Source organism: Rugamonas sp. DEMB1 (genome assembly GCF_029834475.1).
GTDB classification, from domain to species: domain Bacteria; phylum Pseudomonadota; class Gammaproteobacteria; order Burkholderiales; family Burkholderiaceae_D; genus Rugamonas; species Rugamonas rubra.
On record NZ_CP122407.1, the window covers coordinates 6,041,925 to 6,059,891 of the forward strand.

The 17,967-nt window shown below is 68.5% G+C and carries 10 protein-coding genes and 4 pseudogenes; 1 reads left to right on the plus strand and 13 read right to left on the minus strand.

All coding sequences use genetic code 11. The features are described 5' to 3' along the window. Positions 1 to 72: 72 nt before the first annotated feature. The 10 genes and pseudogenes from QC826_RS27825 to hppD all read right to left on the minus strand — a co-directional run bounded on the left by QC826_RS27825 (position 73) and on the right by hppD (position 14,367). Entirely contained in the window at positions 73 to 552 is a 480-nt protein-coding gene (locus tag QC826_RS27825) for a hypothetical protein (RefSeq protein ID WP_279763320.1), read from the minus strand. Further along, positions 552 to 1,763, minus strand: a complete 1,212-nt coding sequence (locus tag QC826_RS27830; RefSeq protein WP_279763321.1) for an MGDG synthase family glycosyltransferase — start codon at positions 1,761 to 1,763, stop codon at positions 552 to 554. The genes QC826_RS27825 and QC826_RS27830 overlap by 1 nt, the downstream gene beginning before the upstream one ends. Positions 1,764 to 1,863: 100 nt before the next feature. Beyond that, positions 1,864 to 2,985, minus strand: coding sequence for a hypothetical protein (locus QC826_RS31415; protein ID WP_313872818.1), 1,122 nt, complete (start codon positions 2,983 to 2,985; stop codon positions 1,864 to 1,866). Between the two features lie 169 nt (positions 2,986 to 3,154). After that, positions 3,155 to 3,628: pseudogene (locus QC826_RS31420) on the minus strand (M14 family zinc carboxypeptidase); the annotation flags it as partial. A 90-nt stretch (positions 3,629 to 3,718) separates the two neighbouring features. Continuing rightward, a complete protein-coding gene (locus QC826_RS27840) occupies positions 3,719 to 5,248 on the minus strand; it encodes a S41 family peptidase (protein ID WP_279763322.1) in 1,530 nt (509 codons plus the stop codon). Positions 5,249 to 5,351: 103 nt separating this feature from the next. Further along, positions 5,352 to 8,051, minus strand: coding sequence for a TonB-dependent receptor domain-containing protein (locus QC826_RS27845; protein WP_279763323.1), 2,700 nt, complete (start codon positions 8,049 to 8,051; stop codon positions 5,352 to 5,354). Between the two features lie 217 nt (positions 8,052 to 8,268). After that, positions 8,269 to 8,445, minus strand: coding sequence for a hypothetical protein (locus tag QC826_RS27850; protein WP_279763324.1), 177 nt, complete (start codon positions 8,443 to 8,445; stop codon positions 8,269 to 8,271). 92 nt (positions 8,446 to 8,537) lie between these two features. Then, positions 8,538 to 9,128, minus strand: a complete 591-nt coding sequence (locus QC826_RS27855) for a hypothetical protein (protein WP_279763325.1) — start codon at positions 9,126 to 9,128, stop codon at positions 8,538 to 8,540. 288 nt (positions 9,129 to 9,416) lie between these two features. Then, a pseudogene (locus QC826_RS27860) lies at positions 9,417 to 12,990 on the minus strand (indolepyruvate ferredoxin oxidoreductase family protein). Between the two features lie 242 nt (positions 12,991 to 13,232). Continuing rightward, positions 13,233 to 14,367 (minus strand): annotated as a pseudogene (gene hppD / locus QC826_RS27865) (4-hydroxyphenylpyruvate dioxygenase). A 138-nt stretch (positions 14,368 to 14,505) separates the two neighbouring features. Here hppD and QC826_RS27870 point away from each other — a divergent pair. Then, positions 14,506 to 15,027 carry an Lrp/AsnC family transcriptional regulator gene (locus QC826_RS27870; RefSeq protein WP_093385904.1) on the plus strand — a complete coding sequence of 174 codons (522 nt, stop codon included), beginning with the start codon at positions 14,506 to 14,508 and terminating at the stop codon, positions 15,025 to 15,027. Between the two features lie 127 nt (positions 15,028 to 15,154). Here the strand turns inward: QC826_RS27870 and QC826_RS27875 are convergent, their stop codons facing one another. The 3 genes and pseudogenes from QC826_RS27875 to QC826_RS27885 all read right to left on the minus strand — a co-directional run bounded on the left by QC826_RS27875 (position 15,155) and on the right by QC826_RS27885 (position 17,945). After that, positions 15,155 to 15,829, minus strand: coding sequence for a GNAT family N-acetyltransferase (locus QC826_RS27875; protein WP_279763326.1), 675 nt, complete (start codon positions 15,827 to 15,829; stop codon positions 15,155 to 15,157). A 114-nt stretch (positions 15,830 to 15,943) separates the two neighbouring features. Then, positions 15,944 to 17,220 (minus strand): annotated as a pseudogene (locus QC826_RS27880) (multifunctional CCA addition/repair protein). Positions 17,221 to 17,228: 8 nt separating this feature from the next. Then, positions 17,229 to 17,945 (minus strand): glutathione S-transferase family protein, encoded by a 717-nt coding sequence (locus QC826_RS27885; protein WP_093385259.1) that lies wholly within the window; start codon positions 17,943 to 17,945, stop codon positions 17,229 to 17,231. Positions 17,946 to 17,967 lie beyond the last annotated feature (22 nt).

A 17,967-nucleotide genomic window follows, 5' to 3' on the forward strand; every position in this document is an offset into this window, starting at 1 on the left:
CCGACAGTGCCAGCGCGGCGCGCGGCGCCGGCAGGGTCGCCAGCGCGAACAGCAGCGGCGGGATCAATCGTTTCATGTCTTTTTCCTGTAAGAGAAGCACAGCAGCAGGCCGCCAAGGCACAGCGAGACCCAGTAGTCGGTCGGCGCGCACCACAGCCAGTGCTTGTGCCAGGCGATGGATTCCGGGTTGAAGCGGGCCACGCCGTAGGCCGGGTTGAGGACGAACCACAGGTAGTCCTCGATGATCCAGAACAGCATGATACTGCCCAGCGCGCGCGCCTCCAGCCGCGGCGACCACTGCTGCATGAACAGCAGCGGGAAGTGGAAGAACAGCGCGACGAAGGGGAACACCCAGGCGTGGTAGCCGGTCATCGGCCGGCCGCCCCAGAAGATGTCGAGCAGCCAGTGGTGTTCGACGCGCCAGGTCGGCAGCTTGGCGGCCCAGCCGGCGGCGCCCTCGATCTGGATCTCGACCTGGGCGAAGAACAGGCCGAGCAGCGCGACCCAGGCGACGGTCAGGGCGATCTGCCAGGGCTTGTTGGCGCCCGCCATCAGGCGGCGACTCCCGCGTCCGTTGCGGCAGCCCCGGTGGTGGCGGCGGTCCCGGCGGCGGTCCCGGCGGTGGTGGCGGCGCCTGCGGCGCCGGCCAGCACGCGCGCCAGCACGGCGTCGGCGGCGCCGGCGCGGCCCAGGGCGACGGCCTTGGCGCGCATCTCGGCCAGCTTGGCGGGGTTGGCCAGCAGGTGGCGCACGCGGTATTCCAGCGTGACGCCGTCGAAGGCCTTCAGCGCGACGCCCTGCTCGAGCAGGAAGTCGGCGTTGCGCTCCTCCTGGCCGGGGATGGGCGAGTTGACGATCATCGGCAGCCCCATGGCCAGGCATTCGGAGGTGGTCAGCCCGCCCGGCTTGGTGATGACCAGGTCGGCGCAGGCCATCAGCCGCTCGACCTGGTCGGTGAAGCCCTGCGCCAGCAGGCGGCCGGGGTGGCGCGCGGCGAGCTGCCGCAGGGCGGCCAGGGCGGCGGCGTTGTTGCCGGCCAGGACGATCAGCTGGAAGTCGCCCTCCAGCGCCAGCAGGCGCGCGGCGACGGTGTCCAGGCTGCCCAGGCCGGCGCCGCCGCCCATCAGCAGGATGGTGGTGCGGCGCGGGTCGAGGCCGAGGGCGGCGGCGGCCTGCGCGCGCGGCGGCGCCTGGGCGAAGGCCGGCATGATGGGGATGCCGGTGACGTGGACGCGGGCGTCGGCGATGCCCTGGTCGCGCATGCGGAAGGCCACCTCGTCGTTGGCGGCGAAGTAGCCGCTCATGTGCTCGTGCACCCACATGCGGTGCAGGTCGAAGTCGGTGACCTGCACCCACACCGGGCAGGCCAACTGGCCCTGGCGCAGCGCGCGCGAGAGGATCTCGGCCGGCAGGAAGTGGGTGCAGATGATGGCGTCGGGCCGGAAGGCCTCGACCTCGCGCAGCAGGGCGCGGGTGTTGAGGCGCTCGACGCCACGGCGCAGCCGCTGCATCGAGCTGTCGGCCTGGGCCTCGTTGGTGGCGTGGTAGAGGTAGCCCCACAGCGCCGGCGCCTTGTTGACCAGCTTGATGTAGAAGTCGGTGTAGAGCTTGCGGAAGCCGGCGCTGACATAGTTCATCACGTCGAGGTGGGTGGCGACGGCGGCGCCGCCGGCCAGGTTGGCGTGCGCCTCGATGGCCTGGGCCGCGCGCATGTGGCCGGCGCCGGCGGACACGCTGAGCAGCAGGATTTTTTTCTGGGTCATGGCGGGCGGGGAACGGGGCCCGGTGGTGAAATATGGCGCAAAGAATAACATTGATTGCGCCGGCGCCCTATCCGCCGACTTAAAGCGCCTACCTAAGCGCCTACCAGGCCTTGGCGCTGCGCAGCACCGGATACAGGTTGAAGCGCTCGTCCCACGAGCTGTGGCGGCGGGCGAAGAACTCCAGCCGGGCCTCCGGGCTGGCGGCGAAGGCGGCGTCGCCGGCCAGCTTCCGCTGGAAGGCGGCGGCCAGCGCCGGGTCGGCCGCCAGCTGCTCGCGGGCGACGTCCTCGGCGACGTACTCCTCCATGTACTCCTTGCGCTCGAAGGCGGTGTTGAACTCGCCCCAGGCCAGCAGCGAGTCGGCGCCGCGCGGCTCGAACAGGGCCACCACCAGGCGCGCCTTGGCCTGGGCGATGGGCACGAACAGCGCGCCGGCGCCGACCTCGCGCCGCTCGCTCTTCCACTCGCCCTGCAGCGCCAGCGCCTGGCGGCCCTCGAAGGACTGCGCGCCGAACTTGGCCTGCTCGGCGCGGAAGGTCTCCACCTCGATTTGGCCGGGCGCCCGCGCCAGCAACTTGAACGCGACGCCGTGCACGCGCAGGCGGGCGGCGACGCGCTCGGCCAGCGCGGCCGGCACCAGGTAGCCGCCTTGCGGCGCCGTCGCCAGCAGATTGGGCACCACCTCGTCGCGCAGCGGCACGCGCCAGGTCTGCGGCGTGCTCTCGTCGTAGTGGGTCATCAGGCCGCCGGACACCTCGGAGTGCGTGCGGGTGTAGGCGTAGCCGGGAAAATCGATCATCGTCGTGCGGGCGGTGGCCTGGTAGCTGAGCGGCACGGCCGTGCCGGCCAGGGCGGCGGCGCGCAGGTCGGCGGCGCGGGTCTGCGCCTGCCACTCGCGGCCGTGCAGGGCCACCTGCGACAGCAGCGAGACGATGGTGTTGCGGGTGATGCCGACGCGGGTCGGGTAGTCCTTCCACGAGTGGGTCTCGACCAGCATGGCGAAGCGGTTGCGCAGCGGGAAGTAGCCGGTCGAGAAGCGCGGCGCGGCCATGCCGTCCTCGAAGCCGGACTGCGGGTCGTCGTTGACGGCGAAGGAGATGTAGAACGGTTTCGGGTCGGAGCCGGCGCGCTTCAGGTCGGCCATGACGGCGTCGCGCAGGGCGGCGCCGGAGCGCATCAACTCGGCGTCGCCGCCGTGCACCGGCTCGACCTGGATCGACACCTCGGGCTGGAACTTGGCGCCGTCGGTGACGTGCAGGTCGATGTAGGCCAGCGGGGTCCCAGGCGTTGACCAGGGCCAGCATGGCGCGCATCTCGGGCGCGTCGGCCTTCACATAGTCGCGGTTCAGGTTGTAGTTCTGCGCCGTGGTGCGCCAGCCCATGGCCACCGGGCCGCGCTGGTTGGGCCGGTTCCACCGGCCGAAGCGCTCGTGGCCGTCGACGTTGAAGACCGGGACGAACAGCAGCACCTGCTGGTCCAGGGCGCCGGGCGCGGCCCGGCCGTCGAGCGCCTGGCGCAGCGCCAGGAAGCCGGCGTCCTTGCCGTCGATCTCGCCGGCGTGGATGCCGCCCTGCACCAGCAGCACCGGCAGGCCGCGCGCCCTGGCCTGGGCCGGCGTCAACGCGCCCGTGCGCGAGACGGCCAGCGCCAGCATGGGCCGGCCCTCCGGCGTGCGGCCGAACTCGAAGCAGCGCACCGCCTTGGGGTAGGCCTGCTGGAAGCGCGCGCACAACTGCCGCACCTCGGCGTAGCGGCCGGTGTGTTGGAAGCCGGAGCGTTCGGCGGCGGTGCTCAGGTCGGGGGCGGCGGTGGCGGACAGCGGCGCGGCGCAGGCGAGGACAAACAACAGGACGGGACGGTACATGGGCGGGCTTCCGGCGAGGGTTGGTGGGGTTGCGCGGCGCGGCGCTGGCGCCGGCAGCGGCAATTATAGTCGGCGGCGGCCGGCGCGGCGCTAGCGTGGCGGCGTGTAGATGGCGATCTCCTTGGCGGCGGGACGGGCCAGCTGCATGGCGGCGGCCGGCGTCCGGGCGGCCAGCGGCGCGGCGGGGCAGCCGCCGCCGCGCTGGTAGTTGAGGGCGGCGGCCAGCAGGCCCTCGGCCGGGTCGCCCAGCTCGTGGCCCAGGTCGTCGGCGACGTGGCAGGTCGGCGCGAAGCCGTCGGCGTAGTCGCCGAAACCCTTGTGGTTGACGCCTTGGTACTGGATGGCGAAGTAGGTGGTGCCGCAGTTGGCCGCCGGAGTGAAGGCGTATGGCTTGCCGCAGGTGGTGCCGCCGATCAGGTTGACCTCGACGTCGACCCCGCGCAGGCTGTTGATCAGCGATTCGCTGGCCGAGCAGGTGCCGGCGCTGGTCAGCACGGTGACGCGCTTCAAGCCCAGGTAGGGCAGGCTGCTGCCGCGGCGCACGGGGTTGGCGACGGCGAAGCCGTAGGCGACGGCATCGAACAGCTGTGGCGGCCGGGGCTTCGCCTTGTCGTTCTGCCGCAGCTGTTCGAACACCTTGCCGGCGGTCGCCTGCGGCCCGGCGACCATGTAGGCCAGCTCGCTGGCGACGAGCAGCAGGCCGCCGCCGTTGTAGCGCATGTCGAGCACCAGCTCGGTCACGCCGGCCGCCTTGAAGTCGGTGATCGCGCGCACCAGTTGCGGCTCGGCCAGGCCGTTGTGCTCCTTGAAGCCGAGGTAGCCGGTCTTGCCGGCCGGCGTGTCGAGCACCTTGACGTCCTGCACCGGCGCCACGGCCAAGCTCTGCGAGGTCAACGCGACGGCCAGTTGCGCGCCGTCGCGGCGCAGCAGCAGGCGGTGGGTCTGTCCGGCGGTGGCGGGGAACAGGCCGGCGTTGACGCGCTTGGCGACGGCGGGGTCGGCCATGTCGGCGACCGCGTCGTCGTCGACCGACAGCAGCTGGTCGCCGCGGCGCAGGCCGGCGCGGTCGGCCGGCGAGCCGCGTTCGACCTGGGTGAGCAGCCAGCGGCGCAGCTGGCCCGGCGCGCTGTCGCGCAGCCAGGTCAGGCCATAGCCCCGCTCGATGCCGTTCGACAAGTCCTGCCAGACGTCGCTGGGATAGCTGAAGTGGAAGCGGTCGCGCGGGCGGCCGGAGGCGGTCAGCGCCGGCGTCTTCAGCGCGTTGAAATAGTCGACCGGCTTGCCGAAGTCGAGCGCGCGCAGTTCGGCCGGCACCTCGCGGTACCACAGGTAGGTTTCGTCGATCAGGGCGCGCACCCAGTTCAACTCGTCGGCCAGCGTGCCCTGCTGGTCCATATAGGGCAGGCCGTTGGGGCCGAGTCCCGGACGCGGCGTTTGGCAGCGGCCGAGCAGCGTGATCGACGGCGGCAGCGGATCGGGCGGCGGCGGCACCGGCACCACCGGCGGCGGCGGCACCACCGGCGGCGGCACCGGGACCGGCGCGGCCGAGCCGCCGCCGCCGCAGGCGGCCAGTTGAACCAGGACGGCCGTAGCCAGGAGTAGGGGGAGTTTGAAAGTCATCAGGCTGCCGCTCGCGCCGCGTAAAGTATCTTTGCGGCAATTTTATGGCGAGCGGCGGTCCATGTGTATACTTTTTTACAATTCCTTACTCCCGGGTCCGGCACTAGGAACCGAAGTGGTAGTTCAGCTCGAGCCAGACCTGCCGTCCGGCCGGGCTGAAGCTGCCCACCGGGTAGTTGGGCCAACCGTAGCTGGTGTCGGTCTTGACCTTGTCGAAGACGTTGTTGACGATCAGCGACACGGTGGTGCGCGGGTTGAGCTGGTAGACCGTGCTGGCGTTGACCTTGGTGGTCGAGTTCAGCAGCGCCGTGCCGGCCGCGTTCGGCACCCGGCCGTAGCGGGTGACAAACAAGGTGCTCGACCAGTCGCCGATGTTCCAGTTCAAGCTGGTGTTGAGCTTGTTCGGCCAATCGGAGTTGGCCAGGTCGGCCAGATCGTCGTTGATCGGATCGCCGGGGAACTGGCGCGACTTCTTGCTCAGCGATTTGGAGAAGTTGCCGGTCCAGACGAATTTGCCGTAGCCGGTGGTGCGCAGCGCGTACTTGAAGGCGATGTCGATGCCGCTGACGGCCTGGTAGGCGGCGTTGATCGGGTTGACCAGGATCTGTTTCACCTCGCCCGGCTTGTACGGCGCGTTGGCGGCATAACGGATCACCCGCTGGGCGACGTCGAGGCAGGTCGGCGACCCCTTGGGGTTGATACCCTGGTCGCAATCGGCCTCGTCGCGCAGCAGGCGGTCGGCGCTCAGGTTGGTGACCAGGTCGTCGATCTTGATGTTCCAGTAGTCGAGCGAGACGTCGAAGTCGGCGCTGGGCGACCAGACCACGCCGGCGCCGAAGGACTTGCCCTTCTCCGACTTGAGCTCCTTGCTGCCGTACTGGATGTAGTCGAAACCGGGCGAGACGTTGGCGTAGTCGCAGTTGTCGACGCTCTGTTTTTCACGCGCGCAGCGCAGGTAGTCGGTGCTGGAGGAGTAGTAGCCGTTGTCGCGCGCCTTGAAGATGTAGTTCATGTCCGGCGCGCGGAAGCTGGTGGCGTAGTCGCCGCGCAGCAGCAGCGACTTGACGGGACGCCATTCGACGCCGGCGTTGTAGGTCAGCTTGCCCTCGCTGCGGTCGGCGAACTTGTAGCGGTCGTAGCGGCCGGCCAGGCTGAGGTTGAGCTGGGCCAGCACGGGGATGCTGGCCTCGGCGCCGACGGCGTAGCGGCCGCGCGTGCCGCCGACCTCGTCGGCCGGCACGGTGGTGTTGAAGTAGCCCTGGTTGATGCGCGCGTCCGGCGTCTGGGTGAAGCCCTGGCGACCGGCCTCGGCCAGCACGGCCAGCTTGACGGCGCCGGCCGGCAGCTGGAGCAGCTCGCCGTTGGCGGTCACACTGGCGTTGTTGACCCAGGAGCGGTCCTTGCTGTCGGAACTGGCGACGAAGCTGTCGAATTCGGCCGGCGTCAGGCGCTTGCCCAGGCGCGCCGGATCCGGCGCGTAGATGCCGATGCCGTTGCCGTCGACGCCCAGTTTGGGGCCGAGGAAGAAGCCGTCGACGTTGCTGCGGAAGCGGGGCGAGTGGTTCTTGCTCTGGTAGGCCGAGGCGTTGTAACCGGCCTCATAGGTCCAGTCGCTGCCGGGGACGTGGCCGCGGGCGCCGAACGACAGCGCGCTGGCGACATCCTTCCAGTCGCGGTTGAAGCGCTCGACGCCGCCGAACTCTTCCGGCGCGCCGAACTTGGTCCAGGTCTCGTAGACGCCGGTGTTCTTGTTGAGGAAGTAGTTGCCCGCCGTCGACAGCGAAGTCCAGCTCGGGCCGCGCGTGCTGTTGGAGGTCTTGTTGCTCGCCAGCAGAAGGTCGCCGAACAGCGTGGTGCCGCCGGGCAGGTCGTAGGTCAGGCTGCCGAAGAAGTTCTGGCTGCTGTTCTTGGTCTGGGTGGTCCAGAACGTCGGTTTGGCCTTGGCGCTGGCGCAGTAACTGCCCTTTTTCGTCGCGTACTTGACGGTGCTGTGGTCGAACAGCTCGCCCAGGGTGTCGCAGGTGTCGCCGAGGTCGTAATAATTGCCGGTCTTCAGGCTCTTGCGCGACAGCACATTGTTCGGCGCGCCATCCTTGACGGCCATGAAGTCGCGGTCCTTGCTCCACAGCGGATCGCGTTCGCTCAATTCCAGGCTGAACAGGGCGTTGAGGCGGTCGAAGGTGCCGCCGCCGGTGATCTGCACGCGCTGCTCGTTGCCGCCGCCACGGGTGGTGGTGCCGCCCTTGACGTTGACGTCGACGCCCGAGGCCTGCTTCTTGAGGATCACGTTGACCACGCCGGCGATGGCGTCCGAGCCGTAGATGGCGGAGGCGCCGCCGCTGAGGATCTCGATGCGCTCGACCACGCTGGACGGAATATTGGCCAGGTTGGTGAAGTTGACCGCCCCTTCGTAGGCGATGGGGAAGTCGGCGATGCGGTGGCCGTTGAGCAGGATCAGCGTGTGGTTGGGGCCGAGGCCGCGCAGGCTGATGGCGTTGGCCGACGGCGTGTGGGTGTTGCCGAAGTCGCCGCCCTGGGTGAAGCCGCTGTTCTGCGACTGGTTGCTGAGCGCGTCGAAGACGTTCTTGTAGCCCTGCTTGGTGATCTCGGCGCCGGTGATGACGGTGACGGCCGACGGCCCCTCCAGCGTGGCGCGGGGGATGCGCGAGCCGGTCACCACCACGGCGGTCGGCGCGGCGGCGGCGCCCTGGCCGGGGGTGGCGGCGGCGGCCGGTGCCTGCGCCTGGGCCGCCTGGCCGCACAACAGCGCGATCACGCCGGCCGCCAGCGGTTTCAATCTCAAGTGTGTCGTCTTCATCGAGTTTTCCGCCATGTCAAAAAACTCAACAGTAGCAAAAACTATATAGATGGAGAACGAATATATCCGCGTTTTCTTATGCGCTTAATCAACAACGCCAAAAAACAACAGACTTGGCGGACGCGCTGGCTCCCCAGGAAACTTGCAAATGGCAATGAATCCGATGCAATGAGCTATCGCGCCGGCAACTACCGGCCGGCTCTCAGCGCTTGTTGTGCGACGCCTTCGCCGGCGCCTGGACGCTCGTCCGTTCGGCAAAGCGGTTCAACAAATTACTCGAACCTTCCAGCCGGACACTCGCTTTCCGCTCGGCGGTCCAACTGTTCACCTCACGTTGCGCTTGTTGAATTTGCTGCGCAAAACTACTGGGCTTCTTCATCACGACCTCCATGCTTGGACTTACTTGATATTTATGTTTAAAGCCGACTCAGCGCGCTGAGTGTCATTGGCAACGATGTACTTTGCGCAGAGCTAGTAAGCAACATCTTCCATACGGAAACGATGCTTGCGCCGCTCCGGCAGACTCCATTCAGGCCCGGCCTCCACTTGTCTGGGCTTAGGCGGCTCGGCGGCAGCGGCGGGCGGCGGACCGTCAACGGCGTAGACGCGGTCGGCCGTGGCGGCGGCCAGCGCGCCCCTTGCCTGCTCAATGGCTAACTCCCGGCGCAGGCGGCTGGCGATGGTCCATTTTTTGTCGCCGGGCCGGCGCACGGACAGGTCGGACCAGGCATTGCGGTTGCTGCGGGCGAAGGAGCGGGCGAACTGGTTGGGCGAGACGGCGCGTCCGTTGTGGATGATCTGGTCGCCCACCACCTCCGCATAATTGTGTTCGCCATAGCTCCAAGAGCGCAGCCGGGTGCCCTCCGGCAGAAACAGCGATTTCCATTGGTAGCCGTGGAGCGACGGCTGGCCGGGGCGCGGAGACTGCTGTTCAGATAACCACAACTCGACTGCCGCTTGCATCACGGCGGACAAATCCTGCGGGCCGCCATGCTTTTCCAGATGCGCAATCAGCTGGAGCAGGACGGGGTGGGGAAGCTGCACGGACACTGTGGTAAACATTCTCTTTTCTCCTCTGCTTTGCCCTGCATTTTTCTCTTTTCTTCTCTTTTGAGCCGCGTAGCGAAAAAGAGTTCAAAGCAGAGGAAAAGAGAAGAAAAAAGAAGGAAAAGCAGAAGGTTTACCAGAGGGGTTTGGAACCGCGCGCCCCCTACCAATACTCCGGCGCGGCACAGGCGCTGAACGGCGGGGCCGCCGGCGAGGCCGGCCAAGGCGGGATCGATAATGGCGGCGGCGCCGGCATGAAAAAAGGGCGGCCAACGGCCGCCCTCCCCTTCCACAGCAAGCGTCTTAGGCGACGTTGCTGCGGCTACCCGCCGACGCCGGCGCCGGCGCGTTGAAGGCGGCGATCAGCGTCGCCTCCTTCTGCTTGGCGGCCTTCAGGTGGCGTTCCTTGACGTGGCCATAACCCCGGATGTCCTCGGGAATGCTGGCGATGGCCACCGCCTGCGTCAGCTTGTCCACCGTCAGCTTGGGCAGCAGGGCCGCCACCGTCTGGCGGTACTCGACGATCAGCGCGCGCTCCATCTTGCGCTCGGCGGTGTAGCCGAACACGTCGAGGGCGCTGCCGCGCAGGCCCTTGAACTTGGCCAGCAGGCCGAAGGCCTTCATCATCCAGGGGCCGAACTCCTGCTTGACCAGCTGGCCGTTGGAGTCGTGCTTGGCAAACAACGGCGGCGCCAGGTGGAACTTGAGCTTGATGTCGCCCTCGAACATGCCGGCGATCTTCTGCTGGAAGGCGCCGTCGGTGTACAAGCGGGCCACCTCGTACTCGTCCTTGTAGGCCATCAGCTTGTAGAAGTAGCGCGCCACCGCCTCGGCCAGGCGGCTGCCCTTGCCCAGCTTGGCCTCCTCGGCGCGCACCTGGTCGACGAAGGCCTTGTACTGGCCGGCGTAGGCGGCGTCCTGGTAGGCGGTGAGCAGTTCGACGCGGCGGGCGACGACGTCGTCGAGCGTCTGGATGCGTTTGAACTCGATCACCTTGGCCGGCGTGGTCAGCTTGACCACCGAGGCCAGGTCGTGCGCCGCCGTGCGGCCCCAGGCGAAGGCCGACTTGTTGAAGCCGACCGAAACGTTGTTCAACTCGATCGCCTTGATGATCGAAGCCTCGCTGAGCGGCACGTGGCCGCGCTGGAAGGCGTAGCCGAGCATGAACATATTGGTGGCGATGGAGTCGCCCATCAGCGCGGTGGCGATCTGGCCGGCGTCGACGAAATCGACCTGCTTGTCGCCGCAGGCCTTGATGATCTCGCCGCGCGAGGAGGCGTCGGGGAACTGCCAGTCGGGGTTCTTGACGAAGGCGGCGGTCGACGAGCCGGTCGAGTTGATGGCGGCGAAGGTGCGCCCCTCGCCCATGCGCGACAGGGCGTCGCGGCTGGCGGTGACGATCAGGTCGCAGCCGATCACCAGGTCGGCGCTGCCGGTGCCGACGCGGGTCGAGTGCAAATCGGCCTGCTTGTCTGCCAGGCGCACGTGCGACATCACCGGGCCGCCCTTTTGCGCCAGCCCGCTCATGTCCAGCACCACCGCGCCCTTGCCCTCGACGTGGGCGGCCATGGCCAAAATCTGCCCGACGGTGACCACGCCGGTGCCGCCGATGCCGGTGATGAGGATGCCGAACGGCGTCGTGGTCGGCGGAATGGCCGGCATCGGCAGGACCGGCATGGCGGCGTCGCCGGCGGCGGCCTTCTTCGGCTTCCTCAGCGCGCCGCCCTCGACCGTGACGAAGCTCGGACAGAAGCCGGTGGTGCAGGAGAAGTCCTTGTTGCAGGACGACTGGTTGATCTGGCGCTTGCGCCCCAGTTCCGTCTCCAGCGGCTCGACCGACAGGCAGTTCGACTGCACCGAGCAGTCGCCGCAGCCTTCGCAGACGGCCTCGTTGATGACGGCGCGCTTGGCCGGGTCCGGGTATTCGTTGCGCTTCCGGCGGCGCCGCTTCTCGGAGGCGCAGGTCTGGTCGTAGATCATGGCCGACACGCCGGGCTGGTCGCGCAGTTCGCGCTGCACGTCCATCAGTTCGCTGCGGTGGCGCACGGTGACGCCCTCGGCCCATTTGTAGTCGGACGGGTACTTGTCCGGCTCGTCGGTGACGACGATGATCGGGCCGACGCCCTCGGCGGCGATCTGGCGCGAGATCATGCCGGGGTCGAGCGGGCCGTCGAACTCCTGGCCGCCGGTCATGGCGACGGCGTCGTTGAACAGGATCTTGTAGGTGATGTTGACCTTGGCCGCCACCGCCGCGCGGATCGCCAGGATGCCGGAGTGGAAGTAGGTGCCGTCGCCCAGGTTGGTGAAGACGTGCTTCTCGTTGGTGAACGGCGCCTGGCCGACCCAGGTGACGCCCTCGGCGCCCATGTGGGTGAAGGTCGAGGTTTCGCGGTCCATCCACAGCACCATGTAGTGGCAGCCGATGCCGGCCAGCGCGCGCGAGCCCTCGGGCACCTTGGTCGAGCTGTTGTGCGGGCAGCCCGAGCAGAAGTACGGCGTGCGGTCGGTTTGCGGGTTCGGCTTGGCCGGCACCGAGGTGAGCACCAGCTCCTTGGCCTCGAGGAAGGCGATGCGCTCCTGCACGCGCTGGGCCACCGGGTGGCCGGCGCAGTAGTGCGAGATGCGGCTGGCGATGGCGCGGGCGATCTGCGCCGGGTTCAGCTCGTAGGTGGCCGGCAGCAGCCAGTCGCCGTGGCCGCTGCGGTGCTTGTTGCTCCACTCGCCGGTGTCGTCGAACTTGCCGACCACGCGGGGCCGTTCGCCGTCCTTCAGGTTGTACAGCTCCTCCTTGAGCGCGTACTCGAGGATCTGGCGCTTTTCCTCCACCACCAGGATCTCGTCGAGGCAGATTGGCGAAGGCGTGCACGCCGTCGGCCTCGAGCGGCCAGGTCATGCCGATCTTGTAGAGGCGGATGCCGATGTCGGCGGCGGCCTGCTCGTCGATGCCCAGGTCGGCCAGCGCCTGCCGCGTGTCCAAATACGACTTGCCGGCGGTGATGATGCCGATCTTGGCCTTCGGGCTGTCCCAGATGATTTTGTTGAGCTTGTTGGCGCGGGCGTAGGCCAGCGCGGCGTACCACTTGTGGCTGTTCATCCGCACTTCCATGTCGAGCACGGTGTCGGGCCAGCGGATGTTCAGGCCGCCCTCGGGCAGCTCGAAGTCGTCCGGCATGACGATCTGCACGCGGTCGGGGTCGAAGTCGACCACGGCGCCGGACTCGATGATGTCGGTGACGCACTTCATCGACACCCACAGGCCGGTGTAGCGGCTCATCGCCCAGGCGTGCAGGCCGTAGTCGATGTACTCCTGCACCGAGGCCGGGTAGAGCACCGGGATGCCGCAGGCGTTGAGGATGTGGTCGGACTGGTGGGCGGTCGACGAGGACTTGGCGGCGTGGTCGTCGCCGGCCAGCACCAGCACGCCGCCGTGCTTGGCGGAACCGGCGTTGTTGGCGTGCTTGAAGACGTCGCCGCAGCGGTCGACGCCGGGGCCTTTGCCGTACCACATGGAGAAGACGCCGTCGTACTTGGCGTCCTTGAACAGGTTGGTCTGCTGGGTGCCCCAGACGGCGGTGGCGGCGAGGTCCTCGTTCATGCCGGGGTGGAACTTGACGTGGTGGGCGTCGAGGTGTTTCTTGGCCTTTTGCGCCGTCATGTCGACGCTGGTGACGGGCGAGCCGCGGTAGCCGGTGATGTAGCCGGCCGTGTTCAGGCCGGCCTTCAGGTCGCGCTCGCGCTGCATCATCGGCAGGCGGATCAGGGCCTGGGTGCCGGTGATGAAGGCGCGGCCGCGCTGCAGCGTCCACTTGTCGTCGAGGGAAATGCCGTCCGCGTGCGGACCCGGCTCCAGGTGCGAGCCCTTGATTGGTGCGTTCATTGCTGTTGTCTCCATTATTCTCAATGCGGTACGCGGCCGGGCCGGGTCGGCCCCGCCGCGCGATCCGGCGCGCCTTGTGGGCGCGCCGGAGCGGAAAATGTGTTTTTTTACAGGGTATCACAAGGCCGCCGCGGCGTTCTGCGCGCTGCTGGCGGCTTCAAACCTCGGGGCCGGGGACTCCAACCAAGGGTCAGACCCTAGGGTCTGACCCTGGTTTGCGAGCCCGGCTCCCCCCGGCGTGCTCAGGCCGGCGTGTTGGCCGGGTCCCGCAGCACGCCGCGCTTGATCTGGTCGAGCTCGATGGACTCGAACAGGGCGCGGAAGTTGCCCTCGCCGAAGCCCTGGTCGCCCTTGCGCTGGATGATCTCGAAGAAGATCGGGCCGATCACGTTCTGCGTGAAGATCTGCAGCAGCAGCTCGCGCTCGTGCTCGGCGCTGTGGCCGTCGAGCAGGATGCGCAGGCGGCGCAGTTCGGCCAGGTTCTCGCCGTGGTGCGGCAGGCGCCGCTCGACCAGCTCGTAGTAGGTCTCGATGGTGTCCTGGAAGGCGACGCCGCCGTCGCGCAACTGCTGCACCGAGGCGTAGATGTCGTCGCTGCCCAGGGCGATGTGCTGGATGCCCTCGCCGTGGTACTGGTCGAGGTATTCGGCGATCTGCGACTTGTCGTCGGAGGACTCGTTGATGGGGATGCGGATCTTGCCGCAGGGCGAGGTCATCGCCTTCGACTTCAGCCCCGTCAGCTTGCCTTCGATGTCGAAGTAGCGCACCTCGCGGAAGTTGAACAGGCTCTCGTAGAAGCCGGCCCACTCCTTCATGCGGCCGCGGTGCACATTGTGGGTCAGGTGGTCGATATAGGTCAGGCAGCTTGCCGACCGGCTTGGCGACGGCGCCGGGGATGGCGACGAAGTCGACGTCGTAGATGCTGATGTCGCCGATCGCCCCCTGCGCCGGGGCGGCGCCGGCGGCGGCGCCCTTGCCGCGCCAGCGGTCGACGAAGTACAGCAGCGAGTCGCCGACGCCCTTGATGGCCGGGATGTTGAGCTCCATCGGCCCGGTGTGGTTGTCGAAGCCCCAGGCGCCCAGCTCGAGCGCGCGTTTATACGTGTGGGCGGCGTCGGCGACGCGGATGGCGATGGCGCACACCGACGGGCCGTGCTGGCGGGCGAAGCGCTGGGCGAAGGAGTCCTGCTCGGCGTTGATGATGAAGTTGATCTCGCCCTGGCGGTACAGGGTGACGTCCTTGTGGCGGTGGCGCGCGATGGCGGTGAAACCCATGCGTTCGAACAGCGCGCCGAGCGCCTTCGGATCGGGCGCGGCGTATTCGACGAACTCGAAGCCGTCGGTGCCCATCGGGTTGTCCCATGGCTGGAATTGCATGGCTGTCTCCTTGGCTGTACCAGGTTTTATTATGCGCACAGTATAGACCCGGCGCCCGGGCAGAAAATTGCAAACAATTCCCGCGGCACCGCGTTTTGCGCAATAATATTGCCCTGATTTCGAATTTCTGAGGTGTTCATGACCAAGATCGCGCTGGATAAAACGGACCGCAAGATTCTCGCCATCCTGCAGGCCGACGGCCGCCTGTCCAACCAGGACGTGGCCGAGCTGGTCAGCCTGTCGCCCTCGCCCTGCCTGCGCCGCATCAAGCGGCTCGAGGAGGCCGGCGTGATCCGCCAGTACGTCGCCCTGCTCGACCCGGACAAGATCGGCCTGGGCCTGCTGGCCTACGTCAACGTGCGGCTGGAGAAGCACAGCGAGGCGGCGGCGCACAGCAACGCCCGCGCCCTCGGCGCGGCGCCGGCGGTGGCCTCGCCGCGGGCCGACTTCGCCGTCTCGGTCGAGCAGTGGCCCGAGGTGGTGGCCTGCTACGCCATGACGGGCGAGATGGACTACCTGCTGCGCGTGCACGTCGAGGACATGGACCACTTCTCGCGCTTCATGATGGCGACGCTGCTGCGCCACCCGGCCGTGCTGGATGTCAAATCGAGCTTCGCCCTGCAGCGCATCAAGGACACCACGGCGCTGCCGCTGGTGTAGCCGGCGGGGTCAGCCGGCGGGGTCAGTGCCGACATTCGGACACGAGCTCGGCATTAACGCCGGTCCAACAAGCAATTTGTCCGAATGTCGGCACTGACCCCGGTTGTGACCCCGGTTGCGCGCTTGCTCAGCGGGGCTTGCGGCCGGGCAGCCGGTCGAGCCACTTGACGGCGGCGCGGGTGTTGGCCTTGAGCGTGTAGTCGATGGTGGCGAACTGCTCCTCGACGGCCTCCTGCAGCATGCTGCCCGGGTTGGGCGGCGACAGCTTGAGGTAGGCGTCGGCCTCGCCGTAGTCGCGCTGGATCTCCATGCCGGCCTTGCGGGCGATGTGCATCATCGTCTGGTTCGACGACAGGCAGTGCATGTACAGGGTGTCGACGTCGTTGTTGCGGCAGTGGATGGCGGCGCGCTCGAACAGCTTGCTGCCCACGCCCATGCCGCGCACCGAGCGGCTGACCGAGACGCCGAACTCGGCCACGTTCTCCTTGTCGGTCACGGCGCTCTTGTCGGGGTCGGTCTTGGCGAAGGCCAGGTGGCCGACGGCGACCAGCTGGAACACCCGGTTGTAGACGCCGAACACCATGTCGCGCTTGAGGTCGATGCGGTTGACGTAGTCGCTCACCAGCTCGTCGGGCAGCATCGAGCCGAAGCGCAGCAGGCGGTCGGCCCGTTCGAGGCCGAGGAAGTGCTTGAGCATGCGGCGGCGGTCGCGCTCCTGCAGCTCCTTGATCAGCACGGTGGGGCGCGGGTTGCGCTTGAACCAGCGCGGCAAGGGGTTTTGAAATAGGTCGATCGAGTTCACTTGGCTACTCCTGGACGCGGCACGCCGGCGCCGCGCGGCCGGCCGGGCCGCCGATGGTGCGGCGCAACATCGGCCTATTGTATCCCAAGCGGCGCGCCGTTTCGTACGGTAGTTCTACTTAGTCGGGGCGCCGTCGGCGCCATCGTCGCTGTCGTCGGCGGCGCCGCCCAGCGCCAGCCGCACCGCCGCCACGCGGGCGCGGCGCACCTGCTCGGGGATGCGCTGCGGCTGCTCCAGGCAGCGCTGGGCGACGGCGCCGGCGTCGACGCCGCGCGCCGCCGCCAAGGCCGCCTCCAAATGGGCCAGTTGCGGGAAGGGCTGCTCGCGCAGGCTGCGGGTGGCGCCGGCGCGGCCGCGCGAGTCGCACTCGGTGGCCAGCAGCATCTCGCGGAAGCGGGCCGGCTTGCGGAAGGCGTCGCAGCGCTCCATCAGGGCGACCATGGTGGCCGGGCGCAACACCAGCGCGCGGCCGACGTTGCCGTGCTCGCGCGCCGTCATCACCGCCAGGTCGCGGCATTCGCCCGGCACCTTCAGCCGCTTGCAGACCCGCTCGACCAGCGGCACGCCGAGGCCCATCGTGGCCGTGGTGGGCCGGCCACTTGTCGGCCGGCGTGGCGCCCTTGCCCAGGTCGTGCGTCAGACAGGCGAAGCGGGCCGGCAGCGCCAGGCCGGCGGCGGCGGCGCAGTCGACCACCTGCAACACGTGGGCGCCGGTGTCGATCTCGGGATGATACGGTTCCGGCTGCGGCACGCCCCAGAGTGTATCGAGTTCGGGCAGGATGCGCGCCAGCGCGCCGCAGTCGCGCAGCACCTCGAGCATGCGCGAGGGGCGCCGCTCCATCAGGCCGCGCGACAGCTCCTGCCAGACCCGCTCGGGCACCAGGGCGTCGACCTCGCCCTGCTCGACCATCTGGCGCATCAGCGCGTTGGTCTCCGGCGCCACCGTGAAGTCGGGGTAGCGGGCGGCGAAGCGGGCCACGCGCAGGATGCGCACCGGGTCCTCGGCGAAGGCGGCCGAGACATGGCGGAACACCCGTTGCTCGATGTCGCGTTGGCCGCCGAAGGGGTCGCAGAGCGTGCCGTCGTCGGCGCGGGCGATGGCGTTGATGGTCAGGTCGCGCCGCACCAGGTTCCTCTTCCAGCGTCACCTCGGGCGAGGTGTGGAAGACGAAGCCGCGGTAGCCGGGCGCGGTCTTGCGCTCGGTGCGCGCCAGCGCGTACTCCTCCTGCGTCCCGGGGTGCAGGAAGACGGGGAAGTCCTTGCCGACCGGGCGGTAGCCCAGCCGCAGCATGTCCTCCGGGGTGGCGCCGACCACCACGTAGTCGTGGTCCTGGAAGGGCACGCCGAGCAGGGCGTCGCGCACCGCGCCGCCCACCACATAAATCCGCATCGCCACGCCTACTCCGGCATCTCGGCGTCGTGCTTGGGCGCCGTCTCGGTCTCGGCCATCGCCTCGTCGACCCAGCGCGCCACCGCCGGATGGGCCAGCACCCGCTCGCAGTAGGCGTTCAGCGCCGGCGCCAGCGACACGCCGTAGGTGCGGAAGCGCAGCACCACCGGGGCGAAGTAGGCGTCGGCGATGGAGAACTCGCCGAACAGGAACTGGTGGTGGCCGAAGCGCGACAGGCACTCCTCCCAGATCTCGCTGATGCGGCCGATGTCGGCCTGGGCGCCGTGGCTGCGGCCCTTGCCGGGGTGGCTGGCGCGGATGTTCATCGACATCGCGCCGCGCAGGTCGGCGAAGCCGGCGTGCATCTCGGCGCAGATGGAGCGCGCCATGGCGCGCGCCGCCACGTCCTGCGGCCACAGGTGCAGCTCCTGGAACTGCTCGGCCAGGTATTCGCAGATCGCCAGGCTGTCCCAGATGGTCATCTCGCCGGCCAGCAGCACCGGCACGCGGCCGCAGGCCGAATAGTTGGCGATCAGGTTGGCCGTGTCGGGCTGGTCGAGCAGCACGCGCACCTCCTGGAAGGGGATGCCGAAGGCGGTCATCGCCACCCACGGCCGCATCGACCAGGACGAGTAGTTCTTGTTGCCGATGACCAGGGTCAGGCCGGGCTGGCGGGCGGCGGCCAGGGCGTTGGTCAGGGAGGGGTCGAGCTGGGTGGTCTGCATATGTCGTCCGTGGAGGGTGAGC